At 60.7% G+C, this 17,377-nt stretch carries 19 protein-coding genes; 1 reads left to right on the top strand and 18 read right to left on the bottom strand.

Annotated features, from left to right (window positions below):
* Positions 1-56: 56 nt before the first annotated feature.
* The 4 genes from BMYO_RS01150 to BMYO_RS01135 form a co-directional block, all read right to left on the bottom strand.
* On the bottom strand, positions 57-956 hold the full coding sequence (locus BMYO_RS01150) for a hypothetical protein (protein ID WP_094666749.1): 900 nt from the start codon (positions 954-956) through the stop codon (positions 57-59).
* 1,397 nt (positions 957-2,353) lie between these two features.
* A complete protein-coding gene (locus BMYO_RS01145) occupies positions 2,354-3,658 on the bottom strand; it encodes an Nramp family divalent metal transporter (RefSeq protein WP_375137680.1) in 1,305 nt (434 codons plus the stop codon).
* 532 nt (positions 3,659-4,190) lie between these two features.
* Positions 4,191-4,991, bottom strand: a complete 801-nt coding sequence (locus BMYO_RS01140; RefSeq protein WP_094666748.1) for a transglutaminase family protein — start codon at positions 4,989-4,991, stop codon at positions 4,191-4,193.
* A gap of 101 nt (positions 4,992-5,092) precedes the next feature.
* Positions 5,093-7,273 carry a circularly permuted type 2 ATP-grasp protein gene (locus BMYO_RS01135; protein WP_094666747.1) on the bottom strand — a complete coding sequence of 727 codons (2,181 nt, stop codon included), beginning with the start codon at positions 7,271-7,273 and terminating at the stop codon, positions 5,093-5,095.
* A gap of 519 nt (positions 7,274-7,792) precedes the next feature.
* Between BMYO_RS01135 and truA the strand changes: the two genes are divergently transcribed.
* Positions 7,793-8,704 carry a tRNA pseudouridine(38-40) synthase TruA gene (truA, locus tag BMYO_RS01130; protein ID WP_094666746.1) on the top strand — a complete coding sequence of 304 codons (912 nt, stop codon included), beginning with the start codon at positions 7,793-7,795 and terminating at the stop codon, positions 8,702-8,704.
* 113 nt (positions 8,705-8,817) lie between these two features.
* Here truA and rplQ read toward each other — a convergent pair whose 3' ends face one another.
* The 14 genes from rplQ to rpsH form a co-directional block, all read right to left on the bottom strand.
* A complete protein-coding gene (gene rplQ / locus BMYO_RS01125; RefSeq protein WP_094666745.1) occupies positions 8,818-9,354 on the bottom strand; it encodes a 50S ribosomal protein L17 in 537 nt (178 codons plus the stop codon).
* A gap of 95 nt (positions 9,355-9,449) precedes the next feature.
* Complete coding sequence (locus tag BMYO_RS01120; RefSeq protein ID WP_094666744.1) at positions 9,450-10,445, bottom strand: DNA-directed RNA polymerase subunit alpha; 996 nt, start codon at positions 10,443-10,445, stop codon at positions 9,450-9,452.
* A 77-nt stretch (positions 10,446-10,522) separates the two neighbouring features.
* Positions 10,523-10,924, bottom strand: coding sequence for a 30S ribosomal protein S11 (rpsK, locus tag BMYO_RS01115; protein ID WP_094666743.1), 402 nt, complete (start codon positions 10,922-10,924; stop codon positions 10,523-10,525).
* Positions 10,925-11,007: 83 nt separating this feature from the next.
* Complete coding sequence (gene rpsM, locus BMYO_RS01110) at positions 11,008-11,385, bottom strand: 30S ribosomal protein S13 (RefSeq protein ID WP_012578466.1); 378 nt, start codon at positions 11,383-11,385, stop codon at positions 11,008-11,010.
* A gap of 145 nt (positions 11,386-11,530) precedes the next feature.
* Positions 11,531-11,644: a 50S ribosomal protein L36 gene (gene rpmJ / locus BMYO_RS01105; protein ID WP_003814578.1), complete on the bottom strand. Its 114-nt coding sequence runs from the start codon at positions 11,642-11,644 to the stop codon at positions 11,531-11,533.
* 23 nt (positions 11,645-11,667) lie between these two features.
* Positions 11,668-11,886 (bottom strand): translation initiation factor IF-1, encoded by a 219-nt coding sequence (gene infA, locus BMYO_RS01100; RefSeq protein WP_003808114.1) that lies wholly within the window; start codon positions 11,884-11,886, stop codon positions 11,668-11,670.
* 167 nt (positions 11,887-12,053) lie between these two features.
* Positions 12,054-12,614 carry an adenylate kinase gene (locus tag BMYO_RS01095; RefSeq protein ID WP_094666742.1) on the bottom strand — a complete coding sequence of 187 codons (561 nt, stop codon included), beginning with the start codon at positions 12,612-12,614 and terminating at the stop codon, positions 12,054-12,056.
* Positions 12,615-12,814: 200 nt separating this feature from the next.
* On the bottom strand, positions 12,815-14,155 hold the full coding sequence (gene secY, locus BMYO_RS01090; RefSeq protein ID WP_094666741.1) for a preprotein translocase subunit SecY: 1,341 nt from the start codon (positions 14,153-14,155) through the stop codon (positions 12,815-12,817).
* A 479-nt stretch (positions 14,156-14,634) separates the two neighbouring features.
* Positions 14,635-15,087 carry a 50S ribosomal protein L15 gene (gene rplO / locus BMYO_RS01085; RefSeq protein WP_094666740.1) on the bottom strand — a complete coding sequence of 151 codons (453 nt, stop codon included), beginning with the start codon at positions 15,085-15,087 and terminating at the stop codon, positions 14,635-14,637.
* Between the two features lie 2 nt (positions 15,088-15,089).
* Positions 15,090-15,275: a 50S ribosomal protein L30 gene (gene rpmD / locus BMYO_RS01080; RefSeq protein WP_094666801.1), complete on the bottom strand. Its 186-nt coding sequence runs from the start codon at positions 15,273-15,275 to the stop codon at positions 15,090-15,092.
* A gap of 5 nt (positions 15,276-15,280) precedes the next feature.
* A complete protein-coding gene (gene rpsE / locus BMYO_RS01075) occupies positions 15,281-16,012 on the bottom strand; it encodes a 30S ribosomal protein S5 (RefSeq protein ID WP_094666739.1) in 732 nt (243 codons plus the stop codon).
* On the bottom strand, positions 16,009-16,380 hold the full coding sequence (gene rplR / locus BMYO_RS01070; protein ID WP_094666738.1) for a 50S ribosomal protein L18: 372 nt from the start codon (positions 16,378-16,380) through the stop codon (positions 16,009-16,011). The genes rpsE and rplR overlap by 4 nt, the downstream gene beginning before the upstream one ends.
* A gap of 1 nt (position 16,381) precedes the next feature.
* Positions 16,382-16,921 carry a 50S ribosomal protein L6 gene (gene rplF / locus BMYO_RS01065; protein WP_094666737.1) on the bottom strand — a complete coding sequence of 180 codons (540 nt, stop codon included), beginning with the start codon at positions 16,919-16,921 and terminating at the stop codon, positions 16,382-16,384.
* A gap of 17 nt (positions 16,922-16,938) precedes the next feature.
* Entirely contained in the window at positions 16,939-17,337 is a 399-nt protein-coding gene (gene rpsH / locus BMYO_RS01060) for a 30S ribosomal protein S8 (RefSeq protein ID WP_094666736.1), read from the bottom strand.
* Positions 17,338-17,377: the final 40 nt, after the last annotated feature.

Genomic DNA, 17,377 nt, shown 5'->3' with positions numbered 1-17,377 from the left:
AGACAGGAGATGCAGTGCTCAATTATTTGTGAGACGGACCAGTAGTTTCCGATATGTCAACGTATCCACGGCGCGGAGACCGTTCCACACGGCACTCCCGCTGCCGTAAGCTTGTCAATCATCGGAGAGCGCCGAACCGCGTCAGCGAAGAACCATCGGACAATCTGTGTAACGCCTCCAGCCTTCAGCGCTTCCTGACGATTGCGTTCACGAACCACCACCCCTTCAACCGAGCGCCCATTCGTCATGGAAACATCAACGTACTTCTGCTGTCCATCGAGCTCCCCGACGATCAACCTCCCATCAGGCAACTTCCACAGATAGTCGACGCGGTACAACTGACCAGCATTGTGCATATCGGAAAACTCAGCCTGCTGCTCAGGTAGCATCATGCCTTCCTCAGCCATGGTGGCATAGCAGAACGATTCCCCGCCGTTTTCGCTCAGACCGTTGGCGAAACGAGCCAAGGCACGCGACTGATGCTGGTTGCGGGCACGATGCGGCTCGTCACAGTATGCAATCAGGTCTTCACGGGATATCATCCCCTGCCGCAGGGCCGAATCATAGAACGACAACGCACTGCGCCCCTCATACAAACGGCCACAGTCGAACAGCGTACGTTCAATTGTGGTGACCCGGACGCCACTGATTTCGCAAGCTCGTTCAATCTCATGCTGCGGCACATAAAATCTGCGAATACGTTCACAATAGCCGTTACGCGGCGTGCCGCCAGACGATGCCAGCATGATGCGATCATCGTTGGAATGCAAATGGAACGAATGTTCAAGACCCCACGCACACGCTGCCGAAATACCGGCAAACACCATGTTGGGATGACGAATCGCCAGCGTCCGCATAACATGCAACATTTTCTCGACGGGATTGAGACTGCCCCAGTACTGACACTCGACGTACATGCTGGGATAGGGGCGAAGAACGTCACCGTCCTTCGTCATGCGATTCAGGTATGCGCATTCGCGTGAATCGGCTGTGCAGAGGCATTGCCGTCGCATCTGCGCATCGGCAAGCTTGTTTCTGATAGTTCCGTATGTCCCCATGCACTGACGCTAACGGATGACATGCAACAAGCACAAGGCCAACCGGGAAATGTGGATAACTCAACGGGCCATTTCGCGTGAATGCTGTGGATAACTCGATGACGTATCCACATTCCGCCGGCTTAGAGGCGTACTCGTCCTTCCGCATCGTCTGATAATCATGCCGCATGACAAGCGCGTATGCACGGCGACAGCGACGCCAATCGCTCCACCGCCCGCCATAACCGTCGGGACTGTTAGACCAAAGTGTTGCTAGTATGCCACGTCAGAAATTCGTTGATTAATTCACTACCCCTCAGACCCGCTTCGCAGGCCAGCTCCCCTAACAAGGAGAGCCAATAATATATTCAACGAACTTTTGGCGCGGCATACTAGCGGTCTGCCTCACTAATGATTGAGGGGGTTCAGCTTCTGTCCCCGTCAGCTTCGCTGACAGCCGACCCCTCACCAGAGGGGGCCAACACCACTCAGACAATTACGAGACAGACCACTAGCCATTAGAATCGTTGCGATTACTGACTTCTAAGCATCCCTGCCTTAGCTAGAGCGCAGATAATCGAGTATACATGCGATGCAACCAGCAACACCTTGGTCTAACACAACCTAACCGTTTAACCCAGCAGCCAATCTGTTGATCTCTGGCGCATGCAGTTCGTATCCCAACGTGCATTCGTCATTTCCTCGGCTGTGTTGTCGAATCTCGACGGTTGGCTGTCGGTTCTCGACGCATCACTGTCGGTTCCTAACGATTGAGTGTCGGATTTCGGCAGTTGAGTGTCGGACCTCAACGCATGAGTGTCGGACCTCGTACAGCATATGCACGAAATCCGACACTCAACCGACGAGAACCGACAGTGATGCGTCGAAATCCGACAGCCAACCGTCGAGGTCCGACACCGAAACGACGAGAACCGACAGTCAGCAACTAACAACCATCGAAAACTGACAGTCAGGCGATACCAAAGACCACGAAGACAACCACGAAAGGACCACAAAGCCGACGACCAACCGTTGACGCTCGACATCGCGACATCGACAAACGCCTCAAGCGATGAAACCAGCACTGAACGGCATTAATCCTCACCAGGACACAATACAACATCAACACAGATGCACATTGGAAGTCGACTTACCAGTTGAGAGCCAGTTGGCAAACCAGCCGGAGAACCAGTGGTCCGTCTCTCAATTGTTTGAGCGGTATCGGCCCCCTCGAAGAGGGGCTGTCAGCGAAGCCGACTGAGGGAGAGGCAGAAGCTGAACCCCTCAATTGTTAGTGAGACGAGCCACCAGGACACTTACGCCTTGCCGAGCACGGTGAGGACCACGAGCAGCACGTTGAGGGCGATGATGAGCACGGCCACGGCGATGAACAGCGCATGCTTGACCGGACCGTCCACCCACTTGCCCATCAAGGCCTTGTCATGCGTATAGCGCATGAGCGGGATGATGGCGAACGGGATGCCGATGGACAGAATCACCTGACCGATCACCAGCGCCTCGGTGGGGTTCGGGGCGAACCACAGCACGATCAGACCGGGCACCAACGTGACCACGCGGCAGGCCCACATCGGAGCCTTGATCCTGAGCAGGCCGTGCATGATCTCGGAGCCGGCGTAGGTGCCCACCGAGGTGGAGCTCAGCGACGAGGCCAGCAATCCGATGGAGAAGATCGTACCGATCACCGGCCCCAGCACGGAGACGATGGCATGCTGCGCTCCCTCGATGGAATCGGTGCCCTGCATGCCGTAAAGCGAGTTCGCGGCGAGAATGAGCAGGCACAGGTTCACCGAGCCGGCGAGCAGCAGCGCCCACACCACATCGACCTTGGAGCCGTCGAGCAGACGCTTGGTGGACGGCTTGGCCTGACCGGCAGCGTAGTGGTCATTGACCAGCGTGGAATGCAGGTAGATGGCGTGCGGCATCACCGTAGCGCCGAGCATCGAGGAGGCCATGAGCACCGAATCCGTGGTGGTGAAGTGCGGAATCAGACCGCCCGCCACCTCGGCCGGGTCGGGCGGCGCGATGAACAAGCCCGCGATGAAGCCGAAGGTGATGACCAGCAGCAGCGCAATCACCATCTTCTCAAACAGACGGTGCGTCTTACCGCCTTCGAACAGCAGCAGAACGGTCGAAACCGCACCGATCACGCATCCGCCCACGAACAGCGGCAAATCGAACAGCAGATTCAGTGCTATGGCGCCGCCGATGAGCTCGGCCAGATCGGTGGCGATGGCGATGACCTCAGCTTGGGCGAAGAACATGAAACGTCCGGCGTCCCTCATGCGCTCGCCCAGCAGTTCGGGCAGCGACTTGCCGGTCACTATGCCCAGTTTGGCGGACTGGTATTGGATGAGCACACTCATCGCATTAGCGAGCACCAGCACCCATACCAGCAGGTAACCGTATCGCGCGCCGGATGTGATGTTGGCGGCCACATTGCCCGGGTCCACGTACGCGACGGCGGCCACGAACGCCGGCCCCAGAATGCCGGCGAGCGCATGCCCGTGATGGGCCTTGCCGGCAGCCGACCGGCCTGATTGACCACGCGCGGCCCGCCGCTCCTTGTCGATCTCCGCTTCGGCACGGTCCCGGTTGGCCACCGCCTCCGCATCCAGCACGTTGATGTCGGGGTGTTCGGCGCCGAGACGGGCGATGTCCGGATGGATGGCGCGCCGCTTATCGATGGTGTGCATACGTCCATAGCCGCGTCCGTGCGTACGTCCATTGGTGATGGTCGGGTCGTTGGTCTTGCCTGGCTGCCGCACCCGCTGCGACGGCAACGCAGGATGCCCGTCGTTCGTCGATTCCGATTGGGCCGGCGATTCCCGGACCGGACCGCCCGTCGCCGTGCCATTGCTGCCGCCGTTGCCGATATCGGCGGTATCGCTGTTGTCTATGCTGCTGTTATCGTCCTGAGTCTCGCCTATTTCGCTCATGTTCGCATTCACCTCTCCTGTACGCATTGCTTTCATACCGCGCCCCGTTATAGCGCAGGCATGTTTCATGCGTCAATAATGCGAGCGGGCGCGATATGTGAGATGCGTAACGTGACGCTCCGTATGCCGCGCAGCAGGCCCCGGGATGCCCCGGCCCGTCACGGACCGAAACGGGTCGAAACGGCCCACCGCGAACTCACGTCAGCTGTTCGTGCACGGAGGCGTTGACCCACTGGTGCTGCTCGACGTTATAGCCGGAGAAGATGCCGATATCGAGCATGCAGTCACGGTAATCACGGCCGTGGGCGATGGTGATGTAGTTGTCATCCACCAGACGGTCATGCGTCGGGTCGAGCCCGATCCAGCGGCCATCCTGATACACCTCGACCCATGCGTGGGTGGCGCCCTCGCCGCCCAGCAGACCGGCGATGTACCGCGCGGTCAGCCCCACATGACGGCAGACGGACAGCATCACATGCGCGTAGTCCTGGCACACGCCCTTGCGCTGCGCGAGCGCCTCCTCGGCGGTGGTGCGGATGGTGGTGGAACCGGGCGTGTAGACGAACGCCCGATACACCTCGTGCATCACCTCGGCGGCCTTCTCGACAGGCGTGGCATTGGACGGCAGTCCGGCCATACGCTCACGGCACGTCGCTATCATGGCCTCCACGCAGGGGCCGGGGATGGTCAGCGCCGAGTTGAATCGGTAGAGCGGCTTGTAGATCTCGGTTTTGATGTGCTCATTGTCCACGAAGGCGATGCCGGTCACCGAGTACTTGAACACGTCATGGGGCTCGGGGATGAACCCGGTCATCACCACGGAATCGAAGGAATCGATGGTGGTCTCGAGTTCGGTCTCCGGCGTGAGCTTGACTTCCACGTCAATCACCTGCTGGCGCGGACCGGTGGCGGGGATGCAACGCAGCTGGAACCGATGGTCGGTGACCGGAGAACTGAAGGAAAGCTTCATCTCATAGTCGAACACGAGTTTTTTCAACGTATCTCCTGCGGGAATCAAACAACACAGCCTAGTGGGCACGAAACACCAACCATCACATCAAGCCGTGTTTCGTGCTACCACCTTAGCATTTCCGTCCGTCAGGGGCGCTTGGCATCCATATTCATCGCGCTCAGCGAGCCCATGTCCTTGATGGCCAAGGCACTGACACGCCCGGAATAGTCGTCGAGGTACTGCTGCAACAAATCCGCCACGTTCTGATATCCGCGTGCGGGCAGCTGGCCGACCAGCCAGCTCAGGCCGTCGGCGAAGCAGCTCGGCAGCGGCATGCCGTCCAGCACCATCGAATAGGAGGCGAGCTTACGCAACGGGGCTTCCATCTCCTCCATGGACAGGCCGAAGCGCGTGTACAGGTCGATGCGCTCCAGATACTTGCCGATGAACACGAATGCCTTGAGTGTGGGGTCCACTGGGGAATTCTCGATGCCGCCCCAGAAGGCGAGCAAATCGTCCGCGATGTCGCGATGGTTGTACAAGCTCTCCGCGGGGTCGGCCTTCTTGGCGGCATCGGTGATGTTGGTCATCGCCAGCTCCACGTACTGCAGCAGACGGGAGCTCAGTTCCGGACGCAGGATCACGGCGTTGTTGAACGCGGCGGTCACGGCCGAGCGCACGGAATCCGGATTACTGCCGTCGTACAGGAAGTTCTTAACGAACTCGTCGAAGTCCTCGAAGTCCTCCGGTAGATCAAGGGCGTGCGCGAACGGGCGGAAGGCGTCCACGTCGGTGTCCATCACACGGTCGTAGAACGGGAAGAACTGGTTGAGCGTGGTGAACGCACGCTCGGTGTACCGTCCGAGCCAGTACAGGTTGTCGGCCTTCGACGCCGTGACCAGCGAGAGCGAATGACGGCGGGATTGGCTCAGCAGGTTCACCACCTGCGCATTCGCGTCGAGCTCATGTTCCACACCGGATTCGGAGGCGAGCACCCACGTATCCTTGAATCCGCCGCCCTGCGAGGAGTTCACGATCATCTGGCCGGGCACGGACGAATACCGGGTCAGTCCGGAATACCAGACGTGCGTGTTCTTGCCGGTCACGACGAACGCGCGCAGATCGCACTTGCGCGGAGACATCTCCCCGGTCTTCGGATCGAACACATCGATATCGCGGAACTGGATGACCTCCTGGGCGATGAACCGGCGCGGCTCCTCCTTGATACGGTCGGCCAGTTCCTCACGGGCCGTGGTGTCCAGCGACGAGCCGAACACCACGCCGTAGCCGCCGGCCTCGGCCACATCCTTGATCACCAGCTCGCCCATTCGATCGAGAACCTCCTTGCGGTCGGCCTCGAACATCGGCATGTAGGTCGGCGCGTTGTGCAGGATGGGCTCCTCGCCGAGATAGTACTTGATCATCTGCGGAACGAAGTAGTAGATGGCCTTATCGTCGGCCGCGCCGTTGCCGGGCGCGTTGACGATCGCCACATTGCCGGCGCGATAGGCGGACAGGATGCCCGGCACGCCGATCACCGAATCGGGGTTGAAGGCGAACGGGTCAAGGTACTCGTCGGACAGACGACGATAGACCACGCCCACACGATGCCGCTTACCGGCGTAGTCGAGGAAGTACACCTTGTTGTCCACCACCTCGAGGTCCTCGGGGAAGGCGAGCGCCGCGCCGGTCTTCTCGGCCAGATAGGCGTGTTCGAAGAACGCGGAATTGTAGCGGCCGGGAGTCAGCACCACGGCGATACCCTCGGTGGAGACGAAGTCCATGGCCTTGCGTAGCAGTCGGGGGTATTCGCGATTGTCGCGGATGCGCACGTCGCGGAACAGTCGCGGTGAGATGCGGCGCTCGATGTCGCGCACGAACAGCGGATAGCTGGCGCCGGAGGGGATGCGCAGGTTGTCTTCGAGCACCCACCAGCGACCGTCCTCGCCCTGGACGAGATCCTCGCCGGCGATGTGCGCGAAGATGCCGCCGGGAGGGGTCACGCCGTTGACCTGCGGGAAGTAGCCGGCGGAGGTGTATACATATTCCTCGGGAATCACACCGTCATGGATGACGGCCTTGTCCGAGTAGATGTCCTTGAGATAGGCATTGAGGGCGTTGACGCGCTGCTTGAGTCCCTTCTCCAGCTCGTCGAACTCGTCCGATTCGATGATGCGCGGCACCGGATCGTACGGGAAGAGCCGGTCATGATATTCGCCGTTCTTGTAAATGCCGAACCGCACGCCGTTGCGGGACAGCTCGCGGTTAATCGCCTCGCGGCGGTTCACCAGATCGTGGGCCAGTTTGTGTGCCGCGGATTCGATCATCGTACCTGCTCCTTGCTGTAGCGACCGGAACGGATTTGGCGCACGCTCGCGCCGTCCACCGTGACCGGCTGTGATGACTTCAACCTAGAACCGCTCGGTTTCGTCAAATGTGCGGGCGTGTTACGGGCAGGTCACTTGTGCGGGGCCGGCACCAGGATGGGACGAGCCGCGACGGGTGTGGACGAGACTGAGGGTAATGGCTTTATTGCATTCGTTGGCTGCGTATTATTTTCGGTTCGTCGCAATTGCCTCTCTCTCGCCTCTGGCGTCCTACGTGTGTTCTACACCAGAAGTTCGTTGATCATGTTTTTGGCTCCGCTTGTCAGGACGTTGCCATGAAGCAAACCGCGAAGTTATTTGTAGGCATCGTGCGAGCCAACAGGCGAGCCAATCAGCTGCGCGCGTAGCGAGTCCGAAATTGCAGGACGAGCTAGCACGCGAAGCGGGACTAGGGGGTAGTCAATTCGTCAACACATTTCTGACGAGAACCACTGTCGTCGCCCGTTAGGATGGATGATTATGACACGACTTCGGCTTGATTTGGCATATGACGGCGGCGGATTCTATGGTTGGGCGCGCCAGCCCGACCTGCGCACCGTACAAGGCACCATCGAGGATGCGTTGCACAAGGTGTTGCGCGTGCCGTTCGATGACGCCGATGAACCGTTGCGGCTCACGGTGGCCGGCCGCACAGACACCGGCGTGCACGCCTCGCATCAGGTGGCGCATCTGGATGTGTCCGACGAGGTGCTGGCCCGTTGCGTGGGCCATATGGAGGTGCCATCCACCGAGGCGCTGGCCCGTCGTCTCAAGGCGGTACTGCCTTCGGATATCGTGATTCACCGGGTCTCGGTGGCCCCGGAAGGCTTTGACGCCCGTTTTTCGGCGCTGGAACGCACGTATGTTTATCGGGTGGCCGACCAATCCAGTGAAGTGGACCCGCGATTGCGTGGCTGCGTGCTGCGCGTGGATGAGACGTTGGATTTGGACGTGATGAACCAGGCCGCCGCGATGACCATCGGACTTCACGATTTCGGCTCGTTTGCCACCCCGAACCCCGGCGGCACCACGATTCGGGAAGTCAAAACCGCCTACTGGCGTCGGGTGCCGGCAGCGCCTTTGATTCCGAATGCTATCGCCATGGATGAGGCCTATCGGACGCCGACGCTGGAGTCCGGATTGATAACGTTCACAATCGTGGCGGACGCCTTCGCCCGCAATATGGTGCGTTCTCTGGTCGGCTCGTGCATCAAGGTCGGCTCCGGGCGCAAGTCATTGGCATGGTTCGCCGGGAAAATGGCCGAACCGGTGCGGGAAGGGTCGAGCGGACCCATTGCGCCGCAAGGATTGACGCTGGAGCACATCGCCTATCCCGCCGACGACCAGCTCGCCGCCCGCGCCGAGGCCATCCGCGCGGTGCGCACGTTGTAAAAGCCCATACCTCACCTCATTCTCCCCGAAGGCTTATGAAAACGCGAAGAGGGTTGGAACCCAATGGATTCCAACCCTCTGGCTAATTGGTGAAGCGTTCAGTCAGACTGCGCTCACTCGGCCTTCTCAGCCTCAGCCTCGGCGGGAGCCTCAGCGGCGGTCTCCTCAGCCGGAGCCTCAGCAACCGGAGCCTCGGTAGCCTCGGTGTTCTCAGCCTCGGTAGCCTCGGCCGGAGCCTCGTCAGCAACCTTGGTCGCGGCTTCGGCTTCCTTCACCACGGCCTTCTTGGCCACCGGCTCGGTCACGAGCTCGATGATGGCGGCCGGAGCGGCATCGCCGACGCGCGGGGCGATCTTGACGATACGGGTGTAGCCACCCTCACGCTGCTCCATCTGCTCGGCAATCTGGGTGAACAGGACGTGCACCACGGACTTGTTGCGGATGACGCGCATCACGCGACGGCGGGAGTGCAGATCACCGCGCTTGGCGAAGGTGATCAGACGCTCGGCCAGCGGACGAAGGCGCTTGGCCTTCGGCAGCGTGGTGGTGATGCGGCCGTTCTGGAACAGGCTGGTCGCCATGTTTGCCAGCATGAGGCGCTCGTGCGCAGGGCTGGAAGCCAGACGCGGGCCCTTCTTGGGTGTAGGCATGGGTTTACTCCTTATTGTCCGTCACGGCAAGCAGGTGGGCACATGCCCGAACATCCGATTGCCTGTACTACGGACGGTTGGTCAAAAGAGGCAGATCACTCGTCTTCCGGCGAGAAGAACGTGCCACCTTCGAGATTGATGGTATCGAAGGCCATCGGCGAGGACTTGAGGCTCAGACCCAAGGTCTGCAGCTTCTCCTTGACCTCGTCAATCGACTTCATACCGAAATTGCGGATGTCGAGCAGGTCCTGCTCGGTATGGGAGACAAGCTCGCCGATCGTGTGGATGCCCTCGCGCTTGAGGCAGTTGTAGGAACGCTGCGTCAGGTTGAGGTCCTCGATCGGAACCGCCATTTCGGGGTTGGTCTCCTCGGCCACCGGGGCCGGACCGACCTCGACGCCTTCGGCCTGGGTGTTGAGCTCGCGGCACAGGCCGAACAGCTCAACCAGGGTCGAACCGGCGGAAGCCACCGCATCACGCGGGGAGATGGCGGGCTTGGTCTCCACGTCCAGAATGAGCTTGTCGAAGTCCGTGCGCTGCTCCACACGGGTGGCCTCGACCTTGTAGCTCACCTTGAGTACCGGGGAGTAGATGGAATCGACCGGAATACGGCCGATCTCATCGGTGTCCTGCTTGTTCATCTGGGCAGGCACATAGCCGCGGCCACGCTCGACGGTGAACTCGATCTCGAGTTCGCCATCATCGGCGAGGGTAGCGATGTGGTGCTCCGGGTTGGCAATGGTGACGCCGGCCGGCGGGGTGATATCCCCGGCGACGGCTTCGCCCTTGCCGCTCTTGCGCAGGTACATGACCACAGGCTCGTCGTATTCGCTGGTGAGCACGATGCCCTTGGTGTTCAGCAGGATCTCGGTGACATCCTCCTGGACGCCCGGCAGAGTAGTGAACTCGTGCAGGGCACCGGAGATGCGCACGGAGGTCACGGCAGCACCCGGGATGGAACTCAGCAGCGTGCGACGCAGCGAGTTGCCGAGCGTATAGCCGAAGCCAGGCTCAAGCGGCTCAATGATGAAGCGGGAGCGCTGTGGATTCAGAGATTCCTCGGTCAGAGTCGGACGCTGTGCAATAAGCACTGTGGTTATCCTTTCAGCTTGACTCGGTGGTGCACTCACCAGTCAGGCGGTTATGGATGGATGGAATTGCTGAGTGCTCAGACGCGACGACGCTTCGGAGGACGAACGCCGTTGTGGGCTTGCGGGGTGACGTCGGTGATGGAACCGACCTCGAGGCCCGCGGACTGCAGGGAACGGATGGCGGTCTCACGACCGGAACCCGGGCCCTTGACGAAGACGTCGACCTTCTTGAGACCGTGCTCCATAGCCTTGCGGGCGGCGGACTCGGCAGCCATACCAGCAGCGTACGGAGTGGACTTACGGGAGCCCTTGAAACCGACGTCGCCACCGGAGGCCCAGGACACCACAGCGCCGGACGGATCGGTGATCGAGATGATCGTGTTGTTGAAAGTGGACTTGATGTGAGCCTGACCCACCGGAATCGACTTGCGGTCGCGGCGACGGGCGGGCTTACGAGCGGCTTGCTTTGGAGCTGCCATTGACCCTCGTTTCCTATTAACGAACTAAATTGTTGAGTCCGGGCGATGGGATGGTCATCCCGTGGCCCGGAGCATGCCACCTATTACTTGGTGGCCTTCTTCTTTCCGGCGACCGTGCGCTTCGGGCCCTTGCGGGTACGGGCGTTGGTCTTGGTGCGCTGACCGCGCACAGGAAGTCCCTTACGGTGACGCTGGCCTTGGTAGCAGTTGATCTGAATCTTGCGACGAATATCCGCATCGATTTCACGACGCAGATCACCCTCGATCTTGTAGTTGGCCTCGAGGTAGTCACGCAGCGTAATCAGCTGCTCGTCGGTGAGATCCTTGACGCGGATGTCCGGGCTGATACCGGTCGCGGCAAGCGTTTCCTTGGCACGAGTGCGGCCCACACCGAAAATGTAGGTGAGGGCGATCTCGATGCGCTTCTCATTGGGGATGTCGACTCCGGCAAGACGTGCCATTGCGATTCCTTCTTGTTTTCCGTAGGTCTTGCACCCACTCGTCCGGTGACCGGCACGGGCCTACGTACCCGTGGTTCAGTGTCGTTCCCTGACGGGAAGCACTGTGAGGGAGTGCCTGATATCAATGCCGCTGGAGAATCTGCTCTCAGCCCTGACGCTGCTTGTGGCGGGGGTTGGTGCAGATCACCATGACGCGGCCGTGACGACGGATCACGCGGCAGTTTTCGCAGATCCTCTTCACGCTAGGGCTGACCTTCATGGTTATCCTTTTCTTGTGTACCTTTACTTATAACGGTACGTAATACGTCCGCGGTTCAGGTCGTAGGGGCTCATCTCGAGCACGACACGATCCTGCGGAAGGATGCGGATGTAGTTCTTACGCATCTTGCCGGAGATCGTGGCGAGCACGATGTGCTTGTTTTCGAGCTCTACGCGAAACATCGCGTTCGGCAGTGCTTCCACCACCTGACCTTCGACTTCAATCACACCGTCTTTTGCCATGCGCCTCAGTTCCTATCCTTGGACTATTACTAATGACGTGTACGAAGACACACCAACCTATAACTATATACGCAAATGCCCTTGCGCGACACACGGCGTGTCGTACAAGGGCATTGATAATGACTGTGATATCAGGTGCCGGCAAACGGCACCGACGTCAGCTTCGTTCAGCCGAGCTCGGCGATAATGGTCTTGCTGATCTCGTCGATCGCGCCGACACCGTTCACGGCGACCAGCAGGCCGCGGGACTTGTAGGTGTCAAGCAGCGGGGCGGTTTCCTTCTCGTAGGTCTCCAGACGCTTCGCGATGGCCTCCGGGGTGTCGTCGGCACGTCCCTGCTCGGCGGCGCGCTTCTTCATACGCTCGAGCAGCACCTCGCGGCCGGCCTCGAGGGCCACCACATGATCAAGCTTGACGCCCAGCTCGGCCAGCATCTGATCGAGGGCCTCGACCTGGGACGCATTGCGCGGGTAGCCATCGAGAATCCAGCCGTTGGCGCAATCCTCCTTGGCCAGACGGTCCTTGACGATCTTGTTGGTCAGGGAATCCGGAACCAGCTCGCCCTTGTCGGTGTAGCTCATGGCTTCGAGACCGAGCTCGGTCTTGTTCTTGATGTTGTAGCGGAAGATGTCGCCGGTGGAGATGGTCGGGATGCCGTAGTGCTCGGCGAGGAGGGCTGCCTGAGTGCCCTTGCCCACGCCCTGGGGGCCCATAATCAGCAGACGCATATTGTACTCCTTAACGGTTTGTTGGAGAGGGGTTGGGTGCTTCCCCTCAGTCGCTTACGCGACAGCTCCCCTCGGTGAGGAGAGCCATGTGTTTGATTGGCGCCCCTCTCTGAGGGGAGCTGCCGGCGCAGCCGGCTGAGAGGAGCCACGCAAATACAGATGCGGCACCGGCCATTGGTCGATACCGCATCGGTAACAATTTACTTGCCTTCGGCGGTGTGGTCCACGTTCTCGAGCAGGAAGCCGGTGTACTGGAACTGCTCGGTCTGGGCCTTGGCCTGACGCAGGGTGTCGAGACCGACGCCGGCGATAATCAGAATCGTAGTGCCACCGAACGGGAGCTGGGCGTTAAGGCCAAGCGCCATGATGAGCACGGTCGGAATCAGCGCCACAAACAGCAGGTAGACGGCGCCGACGGTGTTGAGTCGGTTCATCACGTAAGTCAGGTAGCGGCTGGTGGCGCTGCCGGCGCGGATGCCCGGGATGAAGCCACCGTACTGCTTCATGTTGTCTGCGGTCTCATCCGGGTTGAAGGTGATGGACGTGTAGAAGAAGCAGAAGAACACGATCATCAGCGCGTACAGCGCGATGTACCACACGGACGTGGTGTTCGCCAGGTTGGAGTTGATCCACTTGACCCAGGACTGGTCGGACTTGCCGAACTGGGCGATCAGGGTCGGGATGGCCAGAATGGAGGAGGCGAAGATCGGCGGGATGACGCCGGACATGTTGATCTTCAGCGGCAGGTACGTGGAGGAGCCGCCGTACATCTTGCGGCCGATCATGCGACGGGTGTACTGGACCGGCACACGACGCTGGCACAGCTCGACGAAGTCGACGAAGATGAGGATGACCACGAGCACGCTCACGACGATGCCGAACTTGACCCAGTCGCCATCGGTGCCGTTGGTGCCCCAGCCGATCTCCCACAGCTGCGGCAGGAAGCCGGAGCAGATGGACATGAAGATCAAGATGGACATGCCCTGGCCGATGCCCTTGTCGGTGATGAGCTCGGCCATCCACATGATCAGGCCGGTGCCGCCGGTCATGATGAGCACCATGGTGACGAGGTTCCAGACGGAGCCGTCCGGGATGACCTGATCGCACTGGTAGTTGAACAGGGCGCCGGAGCGGGCGGTCACCAGAATGGTGGTGGACTGCAGCACGGCCAGACCGATGGTGAGGTAACGAGTGTACTGGGTCAGCTTGGCCTCGCCGGACTGGCCCTCCTTGTGCAGGGCCTCGAAGCGCGGAATGACGACGCGCAGCAGCTGCACCACGATGGAGGCCGTGATGTACGGCATGACGCCCAGTGCGAAGATGGACAGCTGAAGCATGGCGCCGCCGGAGAAGAGGTTCACCAGTCCGATGAAGTTCTCGGAAGCGGTCTGCATCTTACCCATGCATTCCTGAACGACCGAGTACTTGACGCCGGGGGTCGGAATGAACGAGCCGATGCGATAGACGATGATGATGAACAGGACGAAGAGAATCTTCTTCCTCAGCTCTTTGGTCTTCAGGGCCTGGATTAGTGTCCTCACCTGGGTTTCCTCCCTATGACACGCCAACGGGCGTGCAAAATTACACAAACTAAAAACCGAGCATAGTCGAAAGTGCCTACTTAGGACACCGCATGTCTCGTGGATGTTTGCTGAACGGTACTGTCATGCTGAACGAGGTGGGGCATGTGCAACCATCGGACGTTCCATGAATCCGCCTGCTGTTTCGATGCCGGTCCGGTATCGAAACGATCGCTGCGTAGCTGTCGGCGGCTATGTGCGTCGGATGCGATCCGGATAGGACCGTCAGGCATCCATCATCCACACCCGTCATCCACGCTGACGAGCGCTGACGTTTCCATGGCGCGTCCGCCAGACAGGACACCTTGTGGTTGCCCAATCCCCCACTGCGCTCAGAATGACCGTAATCATACTGCGAATAGCTATAGATAATAGTGGCCCCCGTCCACCAATCGGCGAACGGGGGCCACATATCAGATTCGGTTCACCCCGCGGGACTCTCAGTCCTCGGAGATGGAGCCGCCAGCGGCTTCGATCTTGGCCTTGGCGGAAGCCGAAGCCTTCACACCCTTGAGGGTGAACGCAACGGTGGTCTCGCCATCGCCCAGCACCTTCACCGGAGCGCCGTCACGGACGACACCCTTGGCGACCAGATCGGCAACGGTCACTTCGCCACCCTGAGGGAAGACCTCAGCGAGCTTGGCGATGTTGACGACCTGGAATTCGACGCGGAACGGGTTCTTGAAGCCACGAAGCTTCGGCAGGCGCATGTACAGCGGCAGCTGGCCACCTTCAAAGCCCGGACGAACGTGGTAACGCTTCGTCTGGCCCTTGAAGCCACGGCCGGCGGTCTTACCCTTGGAGCCCTCACCACGGCCAACGCGGATACGATCGCGGTTGGCGCCCGGAGCGGGCTTCAGGTCGTGCATCTGCAGGATTTCGTTATCTGCCATAATCAGTCAACCTCCTCGACGGTGACCAGGTGGCGCACGGCGTTCACCAGACCACGGTTGGCCGGGGTGTCCGGACGGACAACGGTCTTGCCGATCTTGTTCAGGCCGAGGGTCTTGACGGTGGCGCGCTGAGCCGGGGTACGGTTCACGATGCCGTGATGCAGGGTAATCTTCAGGTTCTTAGCCATGGGAATCACTCACCATCCTTCTCGTCGGCGGCGGCCTTAGCGGCAGCCTCCTCGCGGGCCTTGCGAGCCTCGGCGATGCCGGCGGCACGGGCACGCAGCAGGGCGTCCGGAGCGACCTCGTTGAGGGTCAGGCCACGACGAGCGGCAATCTCCTCCGGCTCCTCAAGCTGCTTGAGGGCGGCGACGGTAGCGCGCACCACGTTGACCGCGGTGGCGGAACCCATCGACTTGGACAGCACGTCGGTGATGCCCGCGCACTCCATGACGGCGCGCACGGAGCCACCGGCGATTACACCGGTACCGGGAGCGGCCGGACGCAGCAGGACGGTGCCGGCGGCGTCGTGACCCTGAACCGGGTGGGTGATGGTGCCCTTGACGCGCGGCACAGTGAACATGTGCTTCTTGGCGTCGAGCTGGCCCTTGGCGATGGCGGCCGGGACCTCACGGGACTTGCCGTAGCCGACACCCACGGTGCCGTTGCCGTCGCCAACCACAACCAGGGCGGCGAAGCTGAAGGTACGGCCACCCTTGTGGGTCTTGGACACACGGTTGATGGTCACCACGCGATCGAGCATCTCGTCGCCGTGGTTCTCCTCACGACGGTTGCGACGCTCGCCGCGACGGCCTTCACCGCGCTGGCCACGACGACCCTTGCGGTCCTCGTTGTTGGATTCGGTCGCCACAGTGTTCTGAGTTTCTTCAGCCACTTGGGTTTCCTTCGTTTCGTTGTCGCTCACAGTGCAAGACCTCCCTCGCGGGCGCCTTCAGCAACGGCTGCGACGCGACCGGTGTACTTGTTGCCACCGCGGTCGAACACGACCTCGGTGATGCCGGCGGCCTTGGCCTTCTCGGCGATGAGCTCGCCGACCTTCTTGGCGGCCTCAACCTTGGTGCCCTCGAAGCCGTTGAAATCGGCCTGCAGGGTGGAGGCGGACACCAGAGTCATGCCCTTGGTATCGTCGACCACCTGGGCAACCATGTGGCGGTTGGAACGGGTGACCACCAGGCGCGGACGCTCGGCGGTGCCGGAGATGCGCTTGCGGATACGCGCGTGACGACGCTTGAGAGCGACCTTCTTGCCTTTTCCGAGAATCTTGACGCTCATATCACTTACCAGCCTTTCCAGCCTTGCGCAGGATGTGCTCGTCAGCGTACTTGATGCCCTTGCCCTTGTAGGGTTCCGGAGCACGCAGCTTGCGGATGTTGGCGGCGACCTGACCCACAACCTGCTTGTCGGTGCCCTTGACGACTACCGTGTTCGGGTTCGGAATCTCGAAGGAGATGCCAGCCGGCGGGTTGACGGTAATGGTGTGGGAGTAGCCGAGGAAGAACTCGATGCCCTGGCCCTTGGCGACGGCGCGGTAACCGGTGCCGACGATCTGCAGGGTCTTGGAGTAGCCATCGTGCACGCCCTTGACCATACCGGCCATGATGGAGCGGGCCAGACCGTGCTTGGCACGGGTCGGACGCAGGTCGTCGGCCGGGGTGACGATGATCTCGTTGCCCTCGACGACGGCGGTGATGCCTTCCGGCAGCTCGTAGGAGTCGGAGCCCTTCGCGCCCTTGGCGGAGAAGGACTGACCCTCGATCTTGACTTCAACGCCAGCAGGGATGGCGATGGGGAGCTTACCAATATGCGATGCCATGTTTCAGCTCTCCTTTCTCACCACACGAAGGCGACAATCTCGCCGCCAATGCCCCGGTCGAGGCATTCCTTCTGAGTCAGCAGTCCCGAGGAGGTCGAGATGATGGCGATACCCAGACCACCGAGCGGCATCGGCAGGGAGTCGGACTTCGCGTAACGGCGAAGGCCCGGCTTGGAGATGCGCTTGATGCCCTGAATGGAACGCTCACCGTTCGGACCGTACTTGAGGGTGACCTCAAGCGTCTGACCGACCTTGGCTTCCTTAGCGGAGAAGTCCTTGATGTAACCTTCGCGCTTCAGGATCTCGGCGATGTTCGCCTTGAACTTGGAGTACGGCATATCCACGGTTTCGTGCTTGGCCGCGCTCGCGTTACGCAGACGAGTCAGCATGTCTGCGATCGGATCTGTCATTGTCATTTTGGGCTTCACGCCCTTTCTCGCCGTGGTTTCCGCCGCT

This window comes from Bifidobacterium myosotis (genome assembly GCF_002259745.1).
In the GTDB taxonomy this organism is placed as follows: domain Bacteria; phylum Actinomycetota; class Actinomycetes; order Actinomycetales; family Bifidobacteriaceae; genus Bifidobacterium; species Bifidobacterium myosotis.
The sequence above is the reverse complement of the archived record's forward strand: the minus strand, read 5'-3'. Positions and strand labels throughout refer to the sequence as shown.

What these genes read in the sequence shown, in the direction of transcription:
- BMYO_RS01150 (WP_094666749.1), bottom strand. Translation starts at nt 956, where the DNA reads ATGACGAAGGACGGTGACGTTCTTCGCCCCTATCCCAGCATGTACGTC.
- rpmD (WP_094666801.1), bottom strand. Translation starts at nt 15,275, where the DNA reads ATGGCTAAGAACCTGAAGATTACCCTGCATCACGGCATCGTGAACCGT.
- rpsK (WP_094666743.1), bottom strand. Translation starts at nt 10,924, where the DNA reads ATGGCAGCTCCAAAGCAAGCCGCTCGTAAGCCCGCCCGTCGCCGCGAC.
- rplQ (WP_094666745.1), bottom strand. Translation starts at nt 9,354, where the DNA reads ATGCCTACACCCAAGAAGGGCCCGCGTCTGGCTTCCAGCCCTGCGCAC.
- infA (WP_003808114.1), bottom strand. Translation starts at nt 11,886, where the DNA reads ATGGCAAAAGACGGTGTGATTGAAGTCGAAGGTCAGGTGGTGGAAGCA.
- rplR (WP_094666738.1), bottom strand. Translation starts at nt 16,380, where the DNA reads ATGAGCGTCAAGATTCTCGGAAAAGGCAAGAAGGTCGCTCTCAAGCGT.
- truA (WP_094666746.1), top strand. Translation starts at nt 7,793, where the DNA reads ATGACACGACTTCGGCTTGATTTGGCATATGACGGCGGCGGATTCTAT.
- rpsH (WP_094666736.1), bottom strand. Translation starts at nt 17,337, where the DNA reads ATGACAATGACAGATCCGATCGCAGACATGCTGACTCGTCTGCGTAAC.
- rplO (WP_094666740.1), bottom strand. Translation starts at nt 15,087, where the DNA reads ATGGCAGATAACGAAATCCTGCAGATGCACGACCTGAAGCCCGCTCCG.
- rplF (WP_094666737.1), bottom strand. Translation starts at nt 16,921, where the DNA reads ATGGCATCGCATATTGGTAAGCTCCCCATCGCCATCCCTGCTGGCGTT.
- rpmJ (WP_003814578.1), bottom strand. Translation starts at nt 11,644, where the DNA reads ATGAAGGTCAGCCCTAGCGTGAAGAGGATCTGCGAAAACTGCCGCGTG.
- BMYO_RS01095 (WP_094666742.1), bottom strand. Translation starts at nt 12,614, where the DNA reads ATGCGTCTGCTGATTATGGGCCCCCAGGGCGTGGGCAAGGGCACTCAG.
- BMYO_RS01135 (WP_094666747.1), bottom strand. Translation starts at nt 7,273, where the DNA reads ATGATCGAATCCGCGGCACACAAACTGGCCCACGATCTGGTGAACCGC.
- rpsM (WP_012578466.1), bottom strand. Translation starts at nt 11,385, where the DNA reads ATGGCACGTCTTGCCGGAGTCGACATCCCCAATGAGAAGCGCATCGAG.